This window comes from Hymenobacter sp. UV11 (assembly GCF_004684095.1).
Taxonomy (GTDB): domain Bacteria; phylum Bacteroidota; class Bacteroidia; order Cytophagales; family Hymenobacteraceae; genus Hymenobacter.
The window spans coordinates 481,438-501,165 of sequence record NZ_SRII01000004.1 but is presented as its reverse complement, the minus strand read 5'-3'; the positions used below and the strand labels follow the sequence as shown (position 1 = coordinate 501,165).

At 62.5% G+C, this 19,728-nt stretch carries 18 protein-coding genes; 13 read left to right on the top strand and 5 right to left on the bottom strand.

The window, feature by feature from the left end; genetic code table 11:
* Positions 1-34 precede the first annotated feature (34 nt).
* Complete coding sequence (locus E4631_RS09525) at positions 35-634, top strand: hypothetical protein (RefSeq protein WP_133656074.1); 600 nt, start codon at positions 35-37, stop codon at positions 632-634.
* Positions 635-735: 101 nt separating this feature from the next.
* Here the strand turns inward: E4631_RS09525 and E4631_RS09520 are convergent, their stop codons facing one another.
* The 3 genes from E4631_RS09520 to prfA form a co-directional block, all read right to left on the bottom strand.
* Positions 736-1,158: a secondary thiamine-phosphate synthase enzyme YjbQ gene (locus E4631_RS09520; protein ID WP_133656075.1), complete on the bottom strand. Its 423-nt coding sequence runs from the start codon at positions 1,156-1,158 to the stop codon at positions 736-738.
* A 21-nt stretch (positions 1,159-1,179) separates the two neighbouring features.
* Positions 1,180-2,721, bottom strand: a complete 1,542-nt coding sequence (locus tag E4631_RS09515) for a hypothetical protein (protein ID WP_133656076.1) — start codon at positions 2,719-2,721, stop codon at positions 1,180-1,182.
* A gap of 217 nt (positions 2,722-2,938) precedes the next feature.
* Complete coding sequence (gene prfA, locus E4631_RS09510) at positions 2,939-4,009, bottom strand: peptide chain release factor 1 (protein WP_133656077.1); 1,071 nt, start codon at positions 4,007-4,009, stop codon at positions 2,939-2,941.
* Positions 4,010-4,189: 180 nt separating this feature from the next.
* On the opposite strand from prfA, the gene thrA reads away from it, so the two are divergent.
* From thrA to E4631_RS09485, 5 genes are all read left to right on the top strand, one after another.
* Complete coding sequence (thrA, locus tag E4631_RS09505; protein WP_133656184.1) at positions 4,190-6,640, top strand: bifunctional aspartate kinase/homoserine dehydrogenase I; 2,451 nt, start codon at positions 4,190-4,192, stop codon at positions 6,638-6,640.
* A gap of 69 nt (positions 6,641-6,709) precedes the next feature.
* Positions 6,710-7,720, top strand: coding sequence for a homoserine kinase (locus E4631_RS09500; RefSeq protein WP_205704221.1), 1,011 nt, complete (start codon positions 6,710-6,712; stop codon positions 7,718-7,720).
* 132 nt (positions 7,721-7,852) lie between these two features.
* Positions 7,853-9,181, top strand: coding sequence for a threonine synthase (gene thrC / locus E4631_RS09495; RefSeq protein WP_240734789.1), 1,329 nt, complete (start codon positions 7,853-7,855; stop codon positions 9,179-9,181).
* A 35-nt stretch (positions 9,182-9,216) separates the two neighbouring features.
* Entirely contained in the window at positions 9,217-9,906 is a 690-nt protein-coding gene (locus E4631_RS09490; protein WP_133656079.1) for a DUF3365 domain-containing protein, read from the top strand.
* 7 nt (positions 9,907-9,913) lie between these two features.
* Positions 9,914-11,179 carry an NAD(P)/FAD-dependent oxidoreductase gene (locus E4631_RS09485; RefSeq protein ID WP_133656080.1) on the top strand — a complete coding sequence of 422 codons (1,266 nt, stop codon included), beginning with the start codon at positions 9,914-9,916 and terminating at the stop codon, positions 11,177-11,179.
* A 129-nt stretch (positions 11,180-11,308) separates the two neighbouring features.
* Here the strand turns inward: E4631_RS09485 and E4631_RS26495 are convergent, their stop codons facing one another.
* The gene (locus E4631_RS26495) at positions 11,309-11,548 is read right to left on the bottom strand and encodes a hypothetical protein (RefSeq protein ID WP_166647955.1); all 240 of its coding nucleotides are present in this window, start codon (positions 11,546-11,548) and stop codon (positions 11,309-11,311) included.
* A 52-nt stretch (positions 11,549-11,600) separates the two neighbouring features.
* Between E4631_RS26495 and E4631_RS26490 the strand changes: the two genes are divergently transcribed.
* A complete protein-coding gene (locus tag E4631_RS26490; RefSeq protein ID WP_240734787.1) occupies positions 11,601-11,972 on the top strand; it encodes a fasciclin domain-containing protein in 372 nt (123 codons plus the stop codon).
* A gap of 345 nt (positions 11,973-12,317) precedes the next feature.
* On the opposite strand, the gene E4631_RS09475 is transcribed toward E4631_RS26490, so the two are convergent.
* Positions 12,318-13,208 (bottom strand): LysR substrate-binding domain-containing protein, encoded by an 891-nt coding sequence (locus E4631_RS09475; RefSeq protein ID WP_133656081.1) that lies wholly within the window; start codon positions 13,206-13,208, stop codon positions 12,318-12,320.
* 235 nt (positions 13,209-13,443) lie between these two features.
* Between E4631_RS09475 and hppD the strand changes: the two genes are divergently transcribed.
* The 6 genes from hppD to E4631_RS09445 all read left to right on the top strand — a co-directional run bounded on the left by hppD (position 13,444) and on the right by E4631_RS09445 (position 19,655).
* Positions 13,444-14,574 carry a 4-hydroxyphenylpyruvate dioxygenase gene (gene hppD / locus E4631_RS09470; RefSeq protein ID WP_133656082.1) on the top strand — a complete coding sequence of 377 codons (1,131 nt, stop codon included), beginning with the start codon at positions 13,444-13,446 and terminating at the stop codon, positions 14,572-14,574.
* Between the two features lie 169 nt (positions 14,575-14,743).
* Positions 14,744-15,952 carry a homogentisate 1,2-dioxygenase gene (locus E4631_RS09465; RefSeq protein WP_133656083.1) on the top strand — a complete coding sequence of 403 codons (1,209 nt, stop codon included), beginning with the start codon at positions 14,744-14,746 and terminating at the stop codon, positions 15,950-15,952.
* Positions 15,953-16,046: 94 nt separating this feature from the next.
* Positions 16,047-17,276 carry a Glu/Leu/Phe/Val dehydrogenase dimerization domain-containing protein gene (locus E4631_RS09460; RefSeq protein WP_133656084.1) on the top strand — a complete coding sequence of 410 codons (1,230 nt, stop codon included), beginning with the start codon at positions 16,047-16,049 and terminating at the stop codon, positions 17,274-17,276.
* A gap of 177 nt (positions 17,277-17,453) precedes the next feature.
* Positions 17,454-18,239 carry a HipA family kinase gene (locus E4631_RS09455; protein ID WP_133656085.1) on the top strand — a complete coding sequence of 262 codons (786 nt, stop codon included), beginning with the start codon at positions 17,454-17,456 and terminating at the stop codon, positions 18,237-18,239.
* Positions 18,217-18,603 carry a DUF3037 domain-containing protein gene (locus E4631_RS09450; protein ID WP_133656086.1) on the top strand — a complete coding sequence of 129 codons (387 nt, stop codon included), beginning with the start codon at positions 18,217-18,219 and terminating at the stop codon, positions 18,601-18,603. Before E4631_RS09455 ends, E4631_RS09450 begins: the two co-directional genes overlap by 23 nt.
* A gap of 119 nt (positions 18,604-18,722) precedes the next feature.
* Positions 18,723-19,655 (top strand): cyclase family protein, encoded by a 933-nt coding sequence (locus E4631_RS09445; RefSeq protein WP_133656087.1) that lies wholly within the window; start codon positions 18,723-18,725, stop codon positions 19,653-19,655.
* The last annotated feature ends 73 nt before the right edge of the window (positions 19,656-19,728 follow it).

The following is a 19,728-nucleotide window of genomic DNA, read 5'->3' as shown; positions in this document are numbered from 1 at the left end:
CCTGTTAAAGCGCAGGGCGGGACACGTTGTTAAAATGGGTTGTAGAACTGGTTTTTATTTCTGGAGTGTGGCCGCGCTGGCCTTGCTGGGCGGCTGCACCGACGGCCCTACCCCCGCCGAGCCGGCCGCACCCGGCGCGCCCCACCGCAGCGGCCCGTATTTCAATATGCGGGGCTTGCTCGATGCGCAGGTGCGCCAGCTCACGGCCCGCCGGCCCGGCGTGGAGAAACAGGTGAGCCTGCGCGGCGGCGCCCCCGAAGTTGTGCGCGTGCCCCAGGTAAAATGGGCCGACGAGCTCCAGATTTTTTATCAGGCCGACATCAATAAAGCCGCCCTGCGCGGGGCCTACGCCGTAGATTCGGTGAACCTGCCGGGCGGCGTGATGCGCCACATCTACCGCCTACTACCCGGCCACGACAATGCCCCGGTACTGCGCCTCGACGTATTGAGCGCCAGAGGCTTACCCCAGGATATTCAGGCCACCCTGCGGCAAAACAACGCGCTGTTTTTTGGCCGGAAAGACCTGCGCCTGCACCTGCAAGACGGCCTGCTCAGCCAGTATAGCGCCAGCGGCGTGCAAAAGCTGGTGCTGTTCGACTCACTGCGCTACCGCACGGCGGCCCGCGTGCTGTAGCGCGAACTTTCCAGTTCGTGCGCGAGCGCAGCGAGCATCACCGTTTGCACCGCGCGGCCCCAACTGCTGGCTGCGCTCGCGCACGCACTGGAAATTTCGCACTACTCGCCCATCAGCGTAGCCACTACCCAGCGGCGGCCGCCGTGGCGGCGGTGCTCGCCCAGGCACAGGCCCTGCCAGGTGCCCAGCAGCAGCCGGCCATCGGCGATGGGCACCGTGACAGACGTACCCAGCATGGCGGCTTTGAGATGCGCCGTCATGTCATCGGGACCCTCCAGGGTATGCTGAAAATACGCGGCGTTGTCGGGCGCGAGGCGGCGGAAATACTCCTGAAAATCGCGCCGCACGGTGGGGTCGGCGTTTTCGGTGATGAACAGGCTGGCCGACGTGTGCTGGATGCAGAAGTTGGCCGTGCCTACACGCATAGTTTCCAGTTCGGACAACTCACTCACTATCAAGTCAGTAATGAGGTGAAAGCCCTCGGCCACGGCAGGCAGGCGTAGGCGTTTTTGAATAAAGCGCATGAGGCTTGTACGCAGCCGCGGCTACTTGGTGGTTTCGTAGGCGCCCAGGTCGGGGGTAGCGGCGTTGCGGGGCAGGTTGAGCAGGTCGCGCGGTATGAAGGGGGGTAGGAGCGGTCTGGCCAGCGCGGGCGAGCCGGCCGCCAGGTGGTAGTCGTTATTAGAAGCCGTGTTGATGCGCACAAATTTGGGGTCTGCGTTCAGCAGGTTGTTCAGGCCGGTTTTGAGTAGGCCGGGCTTACCGGCGGCATCGGTGGCAGCTTTATAAAGCTGAGTTTTCAGCAGGGAGTTTTGAATGACTACACTGCTCTTATAATCGTCATAGTGCTGAAAAAGCAACTCGTCGTCAATCGACCCCCACACGATGGAGTTAGTTACCCGCAACGAGAGGGGGTAGCGCTGCATAGTATCGAGCGCCGACACATTAGTGAATGTCAGGGAGGGCGTTTGACGCACGGCCGACACGGCGGGGTAATTAGCTATCGTGCAGTAGTTCACCGAGTAGTCGCCGCCGCCGTAGGCCAGCATTGCATATTCATAGCAATCGCTGAACAGCGTATTTTCGAGCGTGGCCTTGCCCGACAGGCTCAGCACGCCCGCGCCGGGCAGGCCGGTGCTACTGGCCACTCCGGCAAAGCCCACGTTGGCCCCCGAGATGTAGCGAATCACGGAGTTCTGAATGGTCACGTCGGGTCGCGGGCTCAGATTCTTGGGGTTGTAGAGCAGGATACCAAACGTGGAGTTCTGGATAAGCGCGTAGCGAACGACGTTGCTGCGGCTGCCCGCATCGAGCACGATGCCCGTCCACTGGCCCGGCGCGGTGGCGTACTGCGCCTCGCCGCTACGGTCGCCGCTGAAGCGCACGATGTTGGCGTTGCCGGCCTTCACGGTGTCGGTGGCGGCGGTGCCGGGCGCGTAGTCGCTGTTTACCAGCAGGGTACCTTCCACGAGGAGCGTGGCGCCGGCGTGGGCGTAGATACGGGTGCCCGGCTTGATGGTGAGCTTGCAAGTGGCTGGCACCACTACGGTATTGTACAGCACATGCGGCCGGTCATTGGTCCACACGTCGTTGCAGGGTAGGGGCTGCGTACCATCGTGCAGGTAGATATTTTGCCCAAACGAGCGCAGCAGTACGTGCTGGCTTTGGCCGTTGGTACTAAAATTCAGGTTTTCCTGCACCACAAAATCCTTGGCGAGGCCGTTCTGGCCGCTGTCCTTGAGTTGGGCGCGCACCAGAATCAGCAGGCTATCATTCCCCCTGATATACAGATTAGTAGCCGTCTGCTTGAGGTCGCCGTTGATAATCAACGTGTAGGGCGAAGTGGCCGAGTTGTCGAGGCTCACCAGGTCCACGTTCACCGCTTTGGGGTTGCGGTTGTACACCCACAGGCGCTTCGTGACGGTGCGAATGGTGGTAAAAACCGTGTCAAACTTCACCGTATCGGCCGAGAAGGCCAGGGCGCCGGTGGTTTGCAGCTCTTCCTCGCGCGGCTTGCAGCCGGGCAGCGCCACACTAAGCGCGCCGCTAAGTAGTAGGAGAACGGGGAAAAGTAACTTCTTAATCATAAACGTAGGCGTAGCGCTAAAGCTAAAACGACACGGGCGGCTCCTTGGTACTTGGTGCAAAGCAAGAACGTCATGCTCTATCTGGCGTCCGCTTGCCGAAGCATCTCTACCGCTTCGTTGGGGGAGTAATCCAACGGTACGAGCGAAATGCTTCGGCAAGCGGACGCCAGATAGAGCATGACGTTCTTTTGGTGCTGTATTCGTCTGTGTGGGACCCTTACGACACGCCCACTTTCAGGCGCTCGGCGCTTTCGGCCAGGCGCAGCTGCTCCACAAAATCGTCGATGTTGCCGTCCATCACGTTGGGCAGGTTGTGCACGGTGTAGCCGATGCGGTGGTCGGTTACGCGACCCTGCGGGTAGTTGTAAGTGCGGATTTTGTCGCTGCGGTCGCCGCTGCCAATCATGCCTTTCCGAATGGCGCCTTCGGCCTCGTTCTTCTTAGCCAGCTCGATTTCGAAGATGCGCGAGCGCAACACGGCCAGCGCCTTATCGAAGTTTTTGAGCTGTGACTTCTGGTCCTGGCACTGGGCCACAATGCCGCTCGGGATGTGCGTGAGGCGCACGGCCGAATACGTCGTGTTTACCGACTGCCCGCCGGGGCCGGACGACATGAACAAGTCCTTGCGGATATCATTCATGTCCAGGTCAATGTCAAATTCCTCGGCCTCAGGCATTACCACGATGGAAGCCACCGAGGTGTGGATGCGGCCCTGGGTTTCGGTGGCCGGCACGCGCTGCACGCGGTGCACGCCCGATTCAAACTTGAGCTTGCCGTACACGTCCTCGCCCTTCACGGCCAGCACGATTTCCTTGTAGCCGCCGGCGGTGCCGTCCATGGCGTCCACCAATTCCATTTTCCAGCCCTGCTTTTCGGCAAAGCGCAGGTACATGCGCTGCAAGTCGCCGGCAAAGAGCGAGGCCTCGTCGCCGCCTGCCCCGGCCCGGATTTCCATAATCACGTCTTTCGAGTCGTTGGGGTCCTTCGGAATTAACAATTCCTTGATGGCCACCTCCATGCGGTCGGCTTCGGGCACCAGCTCGTCGAGCTCGGCCTTGGCCATTTCACGGAAGTCCTCGTCCTTTTCGGTCGATACCACTTGTCGGGCGCCTTCTATATTACTGAGCACCTGCTGGTAAGCACGGTAAGCAGTCACGATTTTGCCTAGCTCTTTAAATTCTTTATTCAGGCTCTTGAAGCGCTTCATGTCGCTCATCACCTCGGGCTGCATGAGCTCGTGGTTCACGGTATCGTAGCGCTCGCGGATGGCTTCGAGTTTATCCAGCATTTTGTGGTCGGAAAAAATAGTCAGTAGTTTGCAAAGATACGGCTGAGTAACACCGTCCTTTGCGGTCGGCGTTCCGCGCCAGTTCTTTACGCTGGCTGGTCGTTGCGCTTGGCGCGACTTCCAGCCCCTACCCCCCCTGGCGCGGCCGACTGCGGCCCACCGGGCGTTCGACACCAGAGTATGCAAGTATTGAAGTTCGGGGGCACGTCGGTGGCCTCTGCCGAAAACATCGGGAAGGTTATCGCCATCGTGACGCGCGCGCTGGCCCAGGGACCCGTGGTGCTGGTAGTATCGGCGCTGGGCGGCACTACCGATGCGCTTATTAACGCCGGCCGCGCGGCGGCCAGCGGCGACGAAAGTTTCCGCCAGACGCTGCGCCAGCTCGAAGCCCGCCACCTCACCGCCGCCGAGGCGCTGCTCCCTACCCCCGCCGCGCAGGCCGACGTGCAGCCCTGGCTCACGGCCCAGTTTGCGGAGCTGGCGCTGCTGGCCGACGGCATTTTTGCGCTGGGCGAGCTCTCGCCGCGCACGCTAGATAGGCTGATGAGCTACGGCGAGTTGCTATCGTCGCGCATCGTGGTGGCCGCATTTGAGGCGCGGGGCATGGCCGCCGCCTGGGCCGACAGCCGGCAGCTCATCCGCACCAACTCGCGCTTCGGCATGGCGCAGGTGGACGAGGCCGTGACTGGTGAGCTGGTGGCTGATTTTCAAAAACAAACCACGGAGAACCTGTGGGTAGCGCCCGGCTTTATTGCCGCCGATGCTGAGGGCCACACTACTACGCTGGGCCGGGGCGGCTCCGACTATACGGCGGCCATTCTGGCGGCAGCCTTGAACGCCGAGAAGCTCGAAATCTGGACCGACGTGAGCGGCATGCTGACCGCCGACCCGCGCCTGGTGCGCTCGGCGCGGCCCATTGCGCGCATCAGCTACGAGGAGGCGATGGAGCTGTCGCACTTCGGAGCTAAGGTGCTGTATGCGCCCACGGTGCAGCCGGTGCGGCAGCGCGGCATCCCGATGTGGATTAAAAACACCTTTGCGCCCCAGGACTACGGCACGCTGGTGGAGGTGGCCCCGCCGCCCAGCATTGGGGTAGTGCGCGGGCTGTCGAGCATCGGCCACCTGGCTTTGCTGAACCTGGAGGGCAGCGGCATGGTGGGCGTGCCGGGCTTTTCGGCGCGGCTGTTTGCGGCGCTGGCGCGGGCGCGCATCAACGTGGTGCTCATCACGCAAAGCTCGTCGGAGCACTCCATTTGCGTGGGCGTGAATGAGGGCGACGTGCCCACCGCGCAGGGGGTAGTAAAGGAGGAGTTTGCCGCCGAGATAGCGGCCGGCCGGCTGGAGCCGCTGCGGCCCGAAACCGGGCTGGCGATAGTGGCGCTGGTGGGCGACAACATGCGCAACCACCCCGGCATCAGCGGGCGCTTGTTTAGCGCGCTGGGGCACAATGGGGTGAACATCCGGGCCATTGCGCAGGGCGCGAGCGAACGCAATATCTCCACCGTGATTCGGGCCGATGACGTGCGCAAGGCCATCAACGTGCTGCACGAGGAGTTTTTCGAGGCTACTTATAAGCAGGTCAACCTCTTCATATTGGGCCCCGGCAACGTGGGCGGTAAGCTGCTGGGCCAGTTGGCGCAGCAGCAGGACTATCTGCGCGAAAAGCTAGGCCTCGACCTGCGCGTAGTGGCCATCGCCAACAGCCGCCACTGCCTGGTGAGCGACGAGGGCGGCCTCGACCTGCGCACCTGGCCCACGGACCTGGACGCCGCGCCCCGGCTGACGCTGGAGGAGTTTACCCAGCTCATTATCAGCAAGAACCTGCGAAACTCCATCTTCGTGGACGTGACGGCCAACCCGGCCGCCGCCGGCCAGTACGCGCCGCTGCTCGCCAAGAGCATCGCCGTGGTGGCCTGTAACAAGGTGGCCGCTTCGGCCGACTACGCCAGCTACCGCCAGCTCAAGCAGCTGGCCCAGGATTTCAATACGAAGTACCTGTTTGAAACTAACGTAGGCGCGGCCCTACCCGTCATCGGCACGCTTGGCGACCTCACGCGCAGCGGCGACGTGGTGCGCCGCATGCAGGCCGTACTATCGGGCACGCTCAACTTCGTATTTAATAATTACGACGGCACCCGGCCCTTCGCCGAGGTGGTGGCCCAGGCGCAGGCCGAAGGCTACACCGAGCCCGACCCGCGCCTCGACCTCAACGGCTCGGACGTGGCCCGCAAAATTCTCATTCTGGCCCGCGAGGCCGGCCAGCAAATGGAAATGAGCGACGTGGCCAACGAAAGCTTCCTACCCCCCTCCTGCATGGAAGGCGACGTACCCGCCTTCTACGAGCAGCTGGCGGTGCATGAGCCACACTTCCGCGCGCTCTACGACGCGGCCGCCAGCCAGGGCAAGCGTCTCAAATTCGTGGCCCAATACGCCGATGGCAAAGCCTCGGTGGGCTTGCAGCAAATCGCGCCCGGCCACGACCTCTATGAGCTGCGCGGCAAGGACAACGTGGTGCTCTTCTACACCGACCGCTACCCCGAGCAGCCGCTGGTGGTGAAGGGCGCGGGCGCGGGGGCGGAGGTCACGGCCTCCGGCGTGTTTGCGGATATTATTCGGGCGGCGCGGCTGTAGCGCCTCCCCCCCGGCCCCCTCTCCGAAAAAGGGAGGGGGAGCCAGACAACTTACTTTACCGCTTGCTTAATGTCCACGCCTACTCGGCTCCCCCTCTCCTTTTCGGAGAGGGGGCCGGGGGGTGAGGCGCCACGCCCGCCAATGCCTACCCCCTCTTCCGTCACGGTTCACGCGCCGGCCACCATTGCCAACGTCGGCTGCGGCTTCGATGTGCTGGGCCTGTGCCTCACCGCGCCCTACGATGTGGTGCGCCTCACGCGCCGCGACCAGCCGGGCCTGACCATCCGGCACCTCGACGACTACGACCTGCCCACCGACCCCAACCGCAACGTGGCCGGCGCGGCCCTGCTGGCGCTGCTGCGCGCAGTGCCCGAGCCGCTGGGCTTCGAGGTCGAGATTACCAAGGGCATCCGGCCGGGCAGCGGCATTGGCAGCAGCGCGGCCAGCGCGGCCGGCGCGGTGGTGGCGGCTAACGCGCTACTGGGCAATCGGTTTTCGCACAAAGAATTGATTGATATGGCGATGTATGGCGAAGCGGTGGCCTCGGGCGTGCGCCACGCCGACAACATTGCGCCGGCTATTTGCGGCGGCTTCACGCTGGTGCGGGCGGTGCAGCCGGTGCTCGATGTGGTGGCCCTACCCGCCCCGGCGCTGTGGGTGGCGGTGGTGCACCCGCAGTTTGAGGTGAAAACCAAGGAGGCCCGCGCCGTGCTGCCCACCTCGGTGCCGCTGAGCCTGGCCGTACGCCAGTGGGCCAACGTGGGCGGCCTGGTGGCCGGCTTCCTCACCCATGATAACGAGCTGATTGCCCGCGCCCTGGAAGACTACATTGTGGAGCCAGCCCGCGCCTCGCTCATCCCCGGCCTGGGCGATGCCAAGCGCCTGGCCCTGGAAGCCGGCGCGCTGGGCGGCGGCATTTCGGGCTCGGGGCCGTCGATTTTTATGCTGAACAAGGACGAGGCCACCGCCCACGCCGCCGCCGAGGCGCTGGGCAGCGTGTACCGCAAAATGGGCATCGATTTTCACCTGCACGTGGGGCCGATTGCCAGCCAGGGCGCGCGGGTAGTTTCGGAAGAATAGGAAAAGAGGTCGTTTGTCATTGCGAGCGCAACGAAGTGGAGCGCGGTAATCTTTCCTTGGTCGTTCGCTTCATCAAGTTAGTAATCCTAACGTGAAGGAAAGATTGCCGCGCTCCACTTCGTTGCGCTCGCAATGACAAACGGTTTTTACGCATCATACTTAAAAGGAATGCTCTACTACAGCCTCAACCACCAGTCGCCACCCGTTGATTTTCGCGCCGCCACCATTGCCGGGCAGGCGCCTGACGGCGGCTTGTATTTCCCCGAAAGCATCCCGCAGTTTTCGGCCGATTTTCTGAAATCCCTACCCCTGCTTTCGCGGGCTGATATCGCCTATGCCGTGATGCAGCCCTACGTAGGCGACACCATTCCGGAGGCCGACCTGCGCCGCATCTGCGCCGAAACGGTGGATTTTGACTTCCCGCTGGTACCCATAACCGAGCACATCGGGGCGCTGGAGTTGTTTCACGGGCCCACGCTGGCGTTTAAGGACGTGGGCGCGCGGTTTATGAGCCGCTGCCTGGGCTATTTTTCGCGAGGCGAAAGCGAAGCGGTGACGGTGCTGGTGGCTACCTCCGGCGATACGGGCGGGGCCGTGGCGCACGGCTTTTTGGGCGTGCCGGGTGTGGAGGTCGTCATTCTCTACCCCTCGGGCAAGGTGAGCCCGCTGCAGGAATTACAGCTCACTACGCTGGGCCAGAACATTACCGCCCTGGAGGTTAGCGGTAATTTTGACGACTGCCAGCGGCTGGTGAAGCAGGCGTTTCTGGACCAGGAGCTGACCAGCCAGCGCACGCTTACTTCGGCCAACAGCATTAACGTGGCGCGCTGGCTGCCGCAGCAGCTGTACTACCTGTTTGCGCTGCAGCAGTGGGCGCCGGCCGCGCCGCCGGTTATTGCGGTGCCGAGCGGCAACTTTGGCAACCTGTGCGCCGGGCTGCTGGCCCACGCTTCGGGGCTGCCGGTGGGCCACTTCATTGCGGCCTGCAACGTGAACGATGCCGGCGCCGAGTACCTGCGCACGGCCATCTTCACGCCCAAAACGGCCGTCCCTACCCTCTCCAACGCCATGGACGTGGGCCACCCCAGCAACTTCGTCCGCATCCTCGAACTATTTGAGCACGAGCACGCTACTATCAGCCAATTGCTGAGCGGCTACACCGTGAGCGACGCCGACACCAGCGCCACCATCCGGCGCGTGGAGGCGGAGCACGGCTACCTGCTCGACCCGCACGGCGCGGTGGCGTTTTTCGCGCTGGAAAATTATTTAAAGGAGTACCCGGCCGCTGCGGGCTTCCTACTGGCCACGGCCCACCCGGTGAAGTTTCCGGAGGTGGTGGAGCCCCTCATTGGCCGAAAGATTGAGCTGCCGGCTGCCCTGCATTATCTGCTGAAAAAGCCCAAGCAGAGCGTGCCACTGGCGCCTACCTACGAGGCGTTGCGCGAGTGGCTGCTGAAGTAGCGCAACCTTCGCCGGGCCAAAGTAGTTGGCGCAGTATGATTTTGTCGAAAATCAAGTTTCTCCTACCCCCCCTGCTCGCGCTGGCCTCCTGCCGGCCCGACCAGGTAAGGCATTTGCCCGGCACCAAGCAGATAGCCGAGGAAACCGCCAACTGGGAGGTCAAGCGCATCATGCCCGAAGACCTGCTGCACGCCACGCGCTGGGCTGGCGACTCGCTCACGGCCTACGCCGATACGCTGCTGCGCCGCACCCTGGCCCGTGAGTTAAAGAAGGGCAATCTGCTGCAAGCGGCCACTTTTTGCCGCCCCCAGAGCTACCCGCAGGTCGATTCGATGGCCCGCAAATGGCACGCCAACCCGCGCCGGGCCGAGTGGCAGGCCCCCACGGCCAGCGCCGCGCCGGCCGCCATTGCCGCGTCTGGCTTGCAGCCCGATAGCATACGCCTCATCGGCCGCCCGGCTGTCGATACGTTCTTCTACCAGCGGCCCATCACGCTGCGTAACAACCTGTGCCTGCGCTGCCACGGCCAGCCGGGCCGCGACCTGACTCTGGCTGAGGCCAAGACCTTGCAGCAACAGTATCCCGGCCTGAAAGCGGTGGGTAGGCAGCCGGGCCAGGTGCTCGGTGCCTGGCAGCTCACGCTGGACCGCGATGGCGTGGCCGAGTTTTACACGATGAAAACGCGCAAGAAGTGGAAAGAGCACAAGATGCCGAAGTTGTTTTAAGTTGACTATGAGCAGTACAGAACCTGTTATTATTATTGGTGCGGGCATGGCCGGGCTGGCCTGCGCCACCTGGCTGCACCGCGCCGGCCGGCCGGTGCTGGTGCTCGATGCGAGCGATGCCGTGGGCGGCCGGGTGCGTACCGACATCACGCCCGACGGCTTTCGGCTCGACCGGGGCTTCCAGATTTTGCTGACTAATTATCCCGAGGCGCGGCGCATGTTCGACTACGGCGCGCTGAAGCTGAAGTCGTTTCGCTCGGGCGCGGTTATCCAGTTGCCCGACGGGCAGGAGACTACCCTCGAAAATCCGCTGCACGCGCCCCTCATGGCGTTTGCGGCGCTGGCCTCGCCCATCGGCACCGTTAAGGATAAACTCCTGCTTGGCAAACTAGTGGCGCAGCTGGCGGGCCGCCCACCCGAGCAGCTGCTGGCCCAGCCCAGCATTTCGACGCTGGAGTTTTTGCGCCAGTACGGCTGGAGCGAGCAGATTATCGACTGCTTCTTCCGGCCCTTTTTCGGGGGCGTGTACCTCGACCGCGAGTTGAGCACGGCCAGCAACTTCTTTGAGTTCGTGTTCCAGCAGTTTATGCAGGGCTCGGCGGCGGTGCCGACTTTGGGTATTCAGCAACTGCCCGAGCAGCTGGCCGGCCGCCTGCCCGCCGGCACTATTCGCCTGAATACGCCGGTGGCCGCCGTGACCGAAGGTGGCCGCCGGGTGCACTTGGCTGATGGCGAAACGCTAGCAGCCGCTGCCGTGGTGGTAGCTACCGATGGCCCCGCCGCGGCCCGCCTGCTCGGGGCCGGCATGCCGGCGCTGCCTACCCTCGCCGCCCGGCCCACTACGTGCACCTACTTCGCCACGGTAGGCCCCGCGCCAAGCCATGGCCGCAACATCCTGCACCTCAATGCCCTACCCGGCGCCCTGGCGCACAATGTATCTTTCCCGGCCGAGTCGGGAGCCACCGTGGCGCCGGCGGGCCAGGGCCTGGTATCGGTGAGCACCCACGGCGAGCACGGCTTGTCGGAGGAGGAGCTGACGGCTCGCCTGCGCACCGAGCTGGTGGCCTGGTTTGGGCCGATGGCCCACATGTGGCGGCACTTGCGCACCTACCGCATCGAGCAGGCGCTGCCCGTGTATGCGCCCGGCCAGCCCGTGCAGCAGGAGCTGCGCCTCAGCGACACTCTTTTTCGGTGCGGCGACTGGGTCAGCTACCCCTCGCTCAATGCCGCGCTGGGCACCGGCCGGCAAGTGGCGGAAATGCTGCTGGCTTGATTGCGTACTGCTTTTACGCTCCGCAGTGACCAATTGCCCGCGAGTAGTTTTGCCAAGTTCGGGTTTTCCTTGGTCATTGCATTTTAGCAGGCAATCGGTTTTTGTACGACCTGAAGTAGAGATGAATTTCTAAACAATACGTACAATGGGTTGCTTGATAGCTTTATCAACCAAACACTTAAGCCTTTTCCACATGAAAATGACACTAGTAAAATTCCCGTTCCGCAACTTGGCCGCAGTAGTTGTCGCCTCGACCTTGGCATTTGGCAGCACGAGCTGCTCCAGCACCGCTACTACTGACATGGCAAAGACGGATGCTAATGCAACGACTACCGCCCCAGCCATGGATAGTGACCAAAAGATGGCCATGGACGACACAAGTGGGAAAAACCTGGCCGAAAATGCCACTGCCGTCCCACAAATGAGCACTCTTACCGCCGCCTTGAAAGCCGCCGGCCTCGCCGATAAAGCAACTAGCGGTGGTCCTTACACGGTATTTGCCCCTACCAACGAGGCTTTCGACGCGTTGCCCGCCAGCACGGTGGATAACCTGTTGAAGCCCGAGAATAAGGCAAAGCTGGTTGATATTCTGACCTACCACGTTGTGCCGGGCAACGTAATGGCCGCCGATTTGAAGAATGGCCAGGAACTGACTACCATTGAGGGTAAAAAGCTAATGGTCAGCGTCGTTGGCAGCACCGTGACTGTAAATGGTGCCACTGTTGTTAAGGCTGATGTGAAGTCAAGTAATGGCGTGACGCACGTAATCAACCAGGTGTTGATGCCAAAGTAGGTTTTTCCGACTGCTGAACCGGTAGTTTTTACTACCAGCTTTTCTGAGTAGTTCAAGAATCGGCTTGGAAGCGTTTAGTATCGTTTCCTAACCCAACTGCCAATAGTAAGGCGCCTCCACGTGATAATTCATGTGGGGGCGCTTTTGGTTTATTCAGTTGCGCCTATTGTGGTAATGGCTGCGTCGTTGGGAGGTTGAGTTTTGTATTGCCGGAGGTTATTTAGCTAAGTTACTGGCGTAAGTCCTGCAGTAGTTATAAAACCCCTCCTCCGGGCTGGCAATTTCTGCTCATGCCGCCGAACTATGATGCTAGGTAGCAAGATGCTACGCTGCGGTGAGTCGCTATCAGACTAACGCCACCAGCGCTTGCAGCAGCGGGGCGGGCCGCTCGGCCAGGTAGGCCACGCATTGCGTGAGCAATACGTGGTCGGCGCCGGCCACGCGCAGCGGGCGGGCCACTACCCCCGGCACCGCGCTCAGGTCGAAAAACGAGGGCACGAAGGCCACGCCCAGCCCCAGCCGCACGAGGTTGCTGAGCAGCTCCAGCGACGACACTTCCTGCACGATGGCGCCGCGTCGGCTGAAACCAGCCTGCTGGCAGAGGTGCTCAATCTCGTCGTACACCGGGTGCAGCGGGCGGCTGATTTCGACCCATTTTTCGTGGGCTAATGCTTCGAGCGGCACCTCGGGCAACGACGCCAGCGGGTGAGCGAGGGGTAGGGCCACCGCCAAGCCGCCTTGGCCGAAGGGCCGGGCCGCCAGCTCGGGATGCAGCAGCGGCAGCAGGGTGAGGCCCAACTGGATGCGCCCCGCCACCAGCGCCTCTTGCACCGCCCGGAACGTGGGCAGCTCGTGCAGGTGAAACTGCACGTCGGGGAAGCTCGCGCTGAAGCGCTGCACGATGCCCACCAGGCGGTCGGGCCGCAGCAGCTGGTAGTAGCCCAGCTCCACGGTTTTTTGCTGAGAACCCAGGCGGCGCACGTTTTCGATGGCCTGGCGGCTGAGGTGCAGCAGGTGCTGGGCCTCGGCCAGGAAGGCGGTGCCGGCTTCCGTCAGCACTACTTTGCGCTGGCGGGTGCGCTGCTGATGGTCAAATAATTCGACGCCCAACTCACTCTCTAATAGTTGAATCTGCTGGCTGAGGGCGGGCTGCGACACGCAGAGCCGGGCGGCCGCGCGGCCATAGTGCAGCTCGGCCGCTACCTCGGCAAAGTATCGAAGCTGGCGCAGTTCCATGTTCGCAAAGGTCAATAAGAATTTCTTATCGGCGTCATAGGAAAGCGATATTGGACAAGGCAACTAACAGGCGTTAGTATTGCGTAGTAATGAAATAGCTTATCTCATCGAGAAAGTCTGTCATGCTGAGCTTGCGAAGCATCTTATCAGGTTCGAACGAAGTCGTTCAGCGGTGACAAGATGCTTCGCAAGCTCAGCATGACAGGTTTCTCCTTCATCCCACCCTACCCCCCATATGGAAACCCTTGTTGCCCAAGAGCTTCAGCAGCGCGCTGTCACCGATTTTCTACCCCTGCTCGGCACCGACCACCTCGAATTTTACGTGGGCAATGCCAAGCAGGCGGCCTACTACTACAAGGCGGCGTTCGGGTTCCAGACGGTAGCCTACGCCGGCCCCGAAACCGGCGTGCGCGACCGCGCCAGCTACGTGGTGCAGCAGGGCAAAATCCGGCTGGTGCTCACTACGGCCATGAAATCGGACCATGCCATAAGCGAGCACGTGAAGCTGCACGGCGACGGCGTTAAAATCCTGGCCCTCTTAGTAGAAGACGCCTACGAGAGCTACGAAAAGACCATGAGCCGCGGCGCCCGCAGCTACCAGGAGCCGCGCACGCTCACCGACGAATTTGGCGAAGTACGCACGGCCGGCATCTACACCTATGGCGAAACGGTGCATCTATTCATCGAACGCAAAAACTACCGCGGCGCTTTCCTGCCGGGCTACGTGGCCCAGCAATCGGCCTTCAGCCCCGCGCCGGCCGGCCTGCTCTATGTGGACCACTGCGTGGGCAACGTGGGCTGGAACCGCATGAACGAAACCGTGCAGTGGTACGAGCACGTAATGGGCTTCGCCAACATCCTAAGCTTTGACGATAAGCAGATTACGACCGAATACTCGGCGCTTATGAGCAAGGTGATGAGTAACGGCAATGGCTATGTGAAATTCCCCATCAACGAGCCGGCCGAGGGTAAAAAGAAGTCGCAGATTGAGGAATACCTCAACTTTTACGAGGGTGAGGGCGTGCAGCACATTGCGGTGGCCACCGACGACATCATCAGCACGGTGCGCGAGTTGCGCAGCCGCGGCGTGGAGTTTCTCAACACGCCCGATAGCTACTATGATACCCTGCTGGCCCGCGTGGGTGCCATCGACGAGGACGTGGAGGCCCTGCGCGCCCAGCGGGTGATGGTCGACCGCGATGAGGAAGGCTACCTGCTCCAGATTTTCACCAAGCCGGTGGAGGACCGCCCCACGGTGTTCTTCGAAATCATCCAGCGCAAGGGTGCCAAGAGCTTCGGCGCCGGCAATTTTAAAGCGCTGTTTGAGAGCATCGAGCGCGAGCAGGATTTGCGGGGGAATTTGTAGCTTATTGGCTAAAACAGAACGTCATGCTGAGCTTGTCGAAGCATCTCTACTGCGTAAGTAAACCTAACGTTTGAAGTTACTTATGCGGTAGAGATGCTTCGACAAGCTCAGCATGACGTTCTAAATTAACTTCCTTACCCCTCCCTACCCCCCTTTCCCACCCCACGCTATGCCCATTTACCATAAGCTCGGCCGGCTGCCGCACACGCGCCACACGGTGTTTGAGCAGCCCGAGGGCGGGCTGTACTACGAGCAGCTGTTTGGCACCATCGGCTTCGAGGGCATGTCGTCGCTCATGTACCATTTGCGCCGGCCTACTACGGTGAAGGAGATTGTGGGCGAGACGGACTTGACGCCCAAAATCGCGGTAGAGAAAAGCATTAAGGCGCGGCTGCTCAAGGGGTTTCAACTGCCGCCGCAGGACGACTACCTGGCCGCCCGCACGCCGGTATTGGTGAATGGCGACGTGCACATTTCGCTGGCCGCGCCGCGCCACGCGCTCACGCAGTATTTCTACAAGAATGCCGATGCGGATGAGCTGCTCTTCATCCATAAAGGGGGGGGTAGGCTGCGCACGCAGCTCGGCAATATCCGGTTTGAGCCGGGTGATTACCTGCTAATTCCGCGCGGCATTATCTACCAGATTGAGTTTGATTCGGAAGACAATCGGCTGCTCATTGTGGAGTCGTTTCACCCCGTGTACACGCCCAAGCGCTACCGCAACCACTTCGGCCAGCTGCTGGAGCACGCGCCGTATTCGGAGCGCGATTACAAGCTGCCCACCGAGCTGGAAACGCACGATGAGCTGGGCGATTTCACGGTTAAAATCAAGAAACAGGGCCTTTTGCACGAGCTGGTGTATCCAAGCCACCCGTTTGACGTGGTGGGTTGGGATGGGTATAATTATCCCTACGGGATGAATATTCGTGATTTTCAGCCCATTACCGGCAAGGTGCACCAGCCGCCACCCGTGCACCAGCAGTTTGAGACCAAGGCTTTTGTGGTGTGCTCGTTCGTGCCGCGGCTGTTTGATTATCACCCGCAGGCCATTCCGGCGCCTTATCACCACTCCAACATCGACTCCGACGAGCTGCTGTACTATGTGGACGGCAACTTTATGTCGCGCAATAACATTGCGGCGGGCCACCTCACGCTGCATCCCGGCGGCATTCCGCACGGGCCCGCGCCGGGCGCCTACGAGCGCAGCATCGGCAAAACCGGCACCGACGAATGGGCCGTGATGATTGACACCTTTCGGCCCCTCATGCTGACGGAAGCGGCACTGAAATTGGATGATGGCGTGTACTATAAGTCGTGGCTGGAGCCGGCTAGCCCCGCCGCGGCCACCGACGACCAGCGCCTCGAACGGCCTGAATAACAACGATTACCCGTTACCTACCCCCCTGCTCCTACCCCACGTTGCGCGGGCCGGCCACCTGGCCGGCCCGTTTTTTAGTAACCACCTGACTATCATGCAAGACCTCCTCGCCCAATTTGAGCAAAAGCGCCCCGAAATCGTCTTCGAATGGCAAGACCCCGAAACCGAAGCCGAGGGCTGGGTGGTAATAAACTCGCTGCGCGGCGGCGCGGCCGGCGGCGGCACCCGCATGCGCAAAGGGCTGGACAAGCGCGAGGTCGAGAGCCTGGCCAAGACCATGGAAATCAAGTTTACCGTCTCTGGGCCGGCCATCGGTGGGGCCAAGTCGGGCATCAACTTCGACCCGCAGGACCCCCGCAAGCGCGGCGTGCTGGAGCGCTGGTACAAGGCCGTAATTCCTTTACTCAAAGCCTACTACGGCACCGGCGGCGACCTCAACGTGGACGAAATTCACGAAGTAATTCCGCTCACCGAGGACTACGGCCTTTGGCACCCGCAGGAGGGGGTAGTGAATGGCCACTACCGCGCCACCGAGCCCCAGAAAATCCAGAAGCTCGGCCAGCTGCGCCAGGGCGTCATTAAAGTGCTCGAAGACAGTACGTTCACTCCCAGCCTGGCCCGCAAATACACCGTGGCCGACCTCATTACGGGCTACGGCGTGGCCGAGGCAGTGCGCCACTTCTACGCCCTGTGGGGGGGTAGGCAGGTGGCCGGCAAGCGCGTCATCATTCAAGGCTGGGGCAACGTGGGGGCGGCGGCGGCCTATTACCTGGCCAGCCAGGGCGCGCTCATTGTGGGCATTATCGACCGGGCGGGCGGCCTGCTGCGGCCCGAAGGCCTGACGCTGGACGAGGTACGGGCGCTGTTCGTGGGCCGCGACGGCAACGCGCTGCACGCGCCTGATTTGCTGTCGTTTAAAGAGGTGAGCGAGCGCATATGGTCGGCCGGTGCCGAGATTTTCGTGCCCGCCGCCGCCTCGCGCCTCGTGACGCAGGCGCAGGTAGAGGCGCTGGTAGCGGCTGGCCTCGAAGTCATTTCGTGCGGCGCCAACGTGCCGTTTGCCGACCCAGCCATCTTTTTCGGCCCCACCGGCGAGTGGGCCGACGCGCACTGCGCCGTTATCCCCGACTTCATCGCTAACTGCGGCATGGCCCGCGTCTTCGCCTACCTCATGGAAACGGGCGCCGAAATTACCGACCAGGCCATTTTTCAGGATACCTCGCGGGTGATTGAGGCCGCCCTGGCCCGCACCCGCCAGCAGAGCGCCGACACGACAGGCATCGCCCAGCGTTCGTTTGAGATGGCGCTGCGGCAGCTGGTGTAGCCGTTTTTATCCTCGGTGGAGAGCCGTTTGTCATTGCGAGCGCAACGAAGTGGAGCGCGGCAATCTTTCCTTTGTCGTTCGCATCGTTGGATTACTAACCCAAATGTGAAGGAAAGATTGCCGCGCTCCACTTCGTTGCGCTCGCAATGACAAACGACTTTATACGCTTTTTTCCCTATGCCCCCTACCCCCCTGCGCACCGTCGACGTCACGCGCTACATCACGCCGCTGCGCGAGGGCGGCTCGCTGCCCGCGCTGGTCGAGGCCGACGACGACTTTCTCTACGTGCTCAAGTTTCGGGGCGCGGGGCAGGGCATTAAGGTGCTGATTGCCGAGCTGCTGGTGGGCGAATTGGCCCGCGTGCTGGGCCTGCGCGTGCCCGAGCTGGTGTTTGCCGAGCTCAGCGAAGCTTTCGGCCGCACCGAGCCCGACGAGGAAATCCAGGACCTGCTGCGCGCCAGCACGGGGCGCAACCTGGCGCTGCACTTCCTTTCCGGCGCTAGCACGTTTGACCCGCTCGTGACTACCGTGGACGCGCAAATGGCCTCGCTCATCGTGTGGCTCGATTGCCTGACGCTGAACGTGGACCGCACCGCCCGCAACACCAACATGCTGCTCTGGCACAAGGAGTTGTGGCTTATTGACCACGGCGCGGCGCTCTACGTGCACCACACCGGGCCGCAGTGGGTGGGGTCGGCCACCCGGCCGTTTCCGTCGGTGAAAGACCACGTGCTGCTACCCCGGGCCACCGCCCTGGCCGCGGCCGATGCCGAGGGCCGCGCCCGCCTCACTCCTGATGTATTGGCCGCCATCATCGCGCTCGTGCCCGACGAGTGGCTGCAGGAGCCCGACCTCACGCCCGACCAGCAGCGCGCCAACTACCAGCAGTTTTTGGAAGCGCGCCTGGCCGTTTCCGCCACGTTTACCCAAGAAGCCGACCATGCCCGCCAAGCACTTGTTTGAGTACGCCGTGCTCCGCGTGGTGCCCCGCGTGGAGCGCGAAGAGTTTGTGAACGTGGGCGTTATCCTCTTCTGTTCAGCCCAGGGCTTTCTGCAAGCCACCTGCGAGCTGAACGAGGCGCGGCTGCAAGCCTTCGCCGGCGCGCAGCTCGACCTAGCCGACGTACGAGCGCGGCTGCGCTCGTTCGAGCGCATTTGTGGGGGTAGGGCCACGGGCGGGCCCATTGGGCAGCTAGCCATTGCCTCGCGGTTTCGCTGGCTTACGGCCCAGCGTAGCACCATTATTCAGACGTCGCCCGTGCACCCCGGCCTCTGCGACGATGCCGCCGCCACGCTGGCCCGGCTGCACGCGCAGCTAGTGGCGTAGGCTTGCGGCTTACTTACGGCGGTTCTCAGGCGGCGCACCCATCGTTCCCGCGTCAACCGGTCGAACGGCTCTGCTGTCGGACCAGAGCACGGGCGCGTCTTTTTTCGTAAGCTTGCCTTATGCTAAAATTCCCTACCCCCCTGCTGCGCCTCGTGCTGGGGGCGGGGCTGGCCGCGGCAGCTAGCCCGGTGGCCCACGCCCAGCGCAACCCCGCCCCTACCCCCCTCTGGGACGCCTACGCGCACGTACTCAAGCAAGCAAAGTACGTGGACCTCACTCATACCATCACGCCGACTACGCCGGTGTGGGCGGGCTTTGGCGAACCCACTTTTTTCCGGACGCTCAACCCCCAAACGCACCGACCCTACGACTACCAGCCCGACGGCTTTGCCTCCACGGGCTACACCTTGCTCACCGACCAGCTCGGCACTCAACTCGACCCGCCCGCCCACTGGAGCGCCGACTACCCGGCCATTGATGAGCTGCCGCCCACCTTTGCGGTGCGGCCGCTGGTGGTCATTTCCATCGTGGAGCAGCTGCGGCGCACGCCCGGCTACCACCTGCAAGTGGCCGATGTGCAGGCCTGGGAAAAAGTCCACGGCCCGGTGCCGGAGGGCAGCGTGGTATTTGTGCGCTCCGACTGGTCGAAGCGCTGGCCCGACCCCAAGCTGATTGGCGAGCGCGTGTTTCCAGGCGTGTCGCTGGCCGCGCTGCAATACCTGCACCAGCAGCGGCACATCCTGATGCACGGCCACGAGCCACTTGACACCGACACAACCAGCGGCTTCCAGGCCGAGGCCTGGCTGCTACGCAGCGGCTATACCCAGGCCGAGGGCGTCTGCAACCTCGACCAGGTGCCCGAGGCCGGCGCGCTGGTATCTATTGGCTACGCCAAGCTGGCGGGCGGCACGGGCGGCTACGCGCGCTACATTGCCATTTGCCCAGCCGGCTGGCAATACGGCGTTGCCATCGACCCCGGCAAAGAATCGCCCCTGCCCAGGCAGGCCAAACCCCTGCGCTGGGATGAGCAGCTGGGCCGGCGGGTGCGGTAGCGGCGGCTACCTACCCTTTGCTAGCAATGGAAAAACACGTAGGGGTGAGCAGCCGACGAATACGTGTTTATCC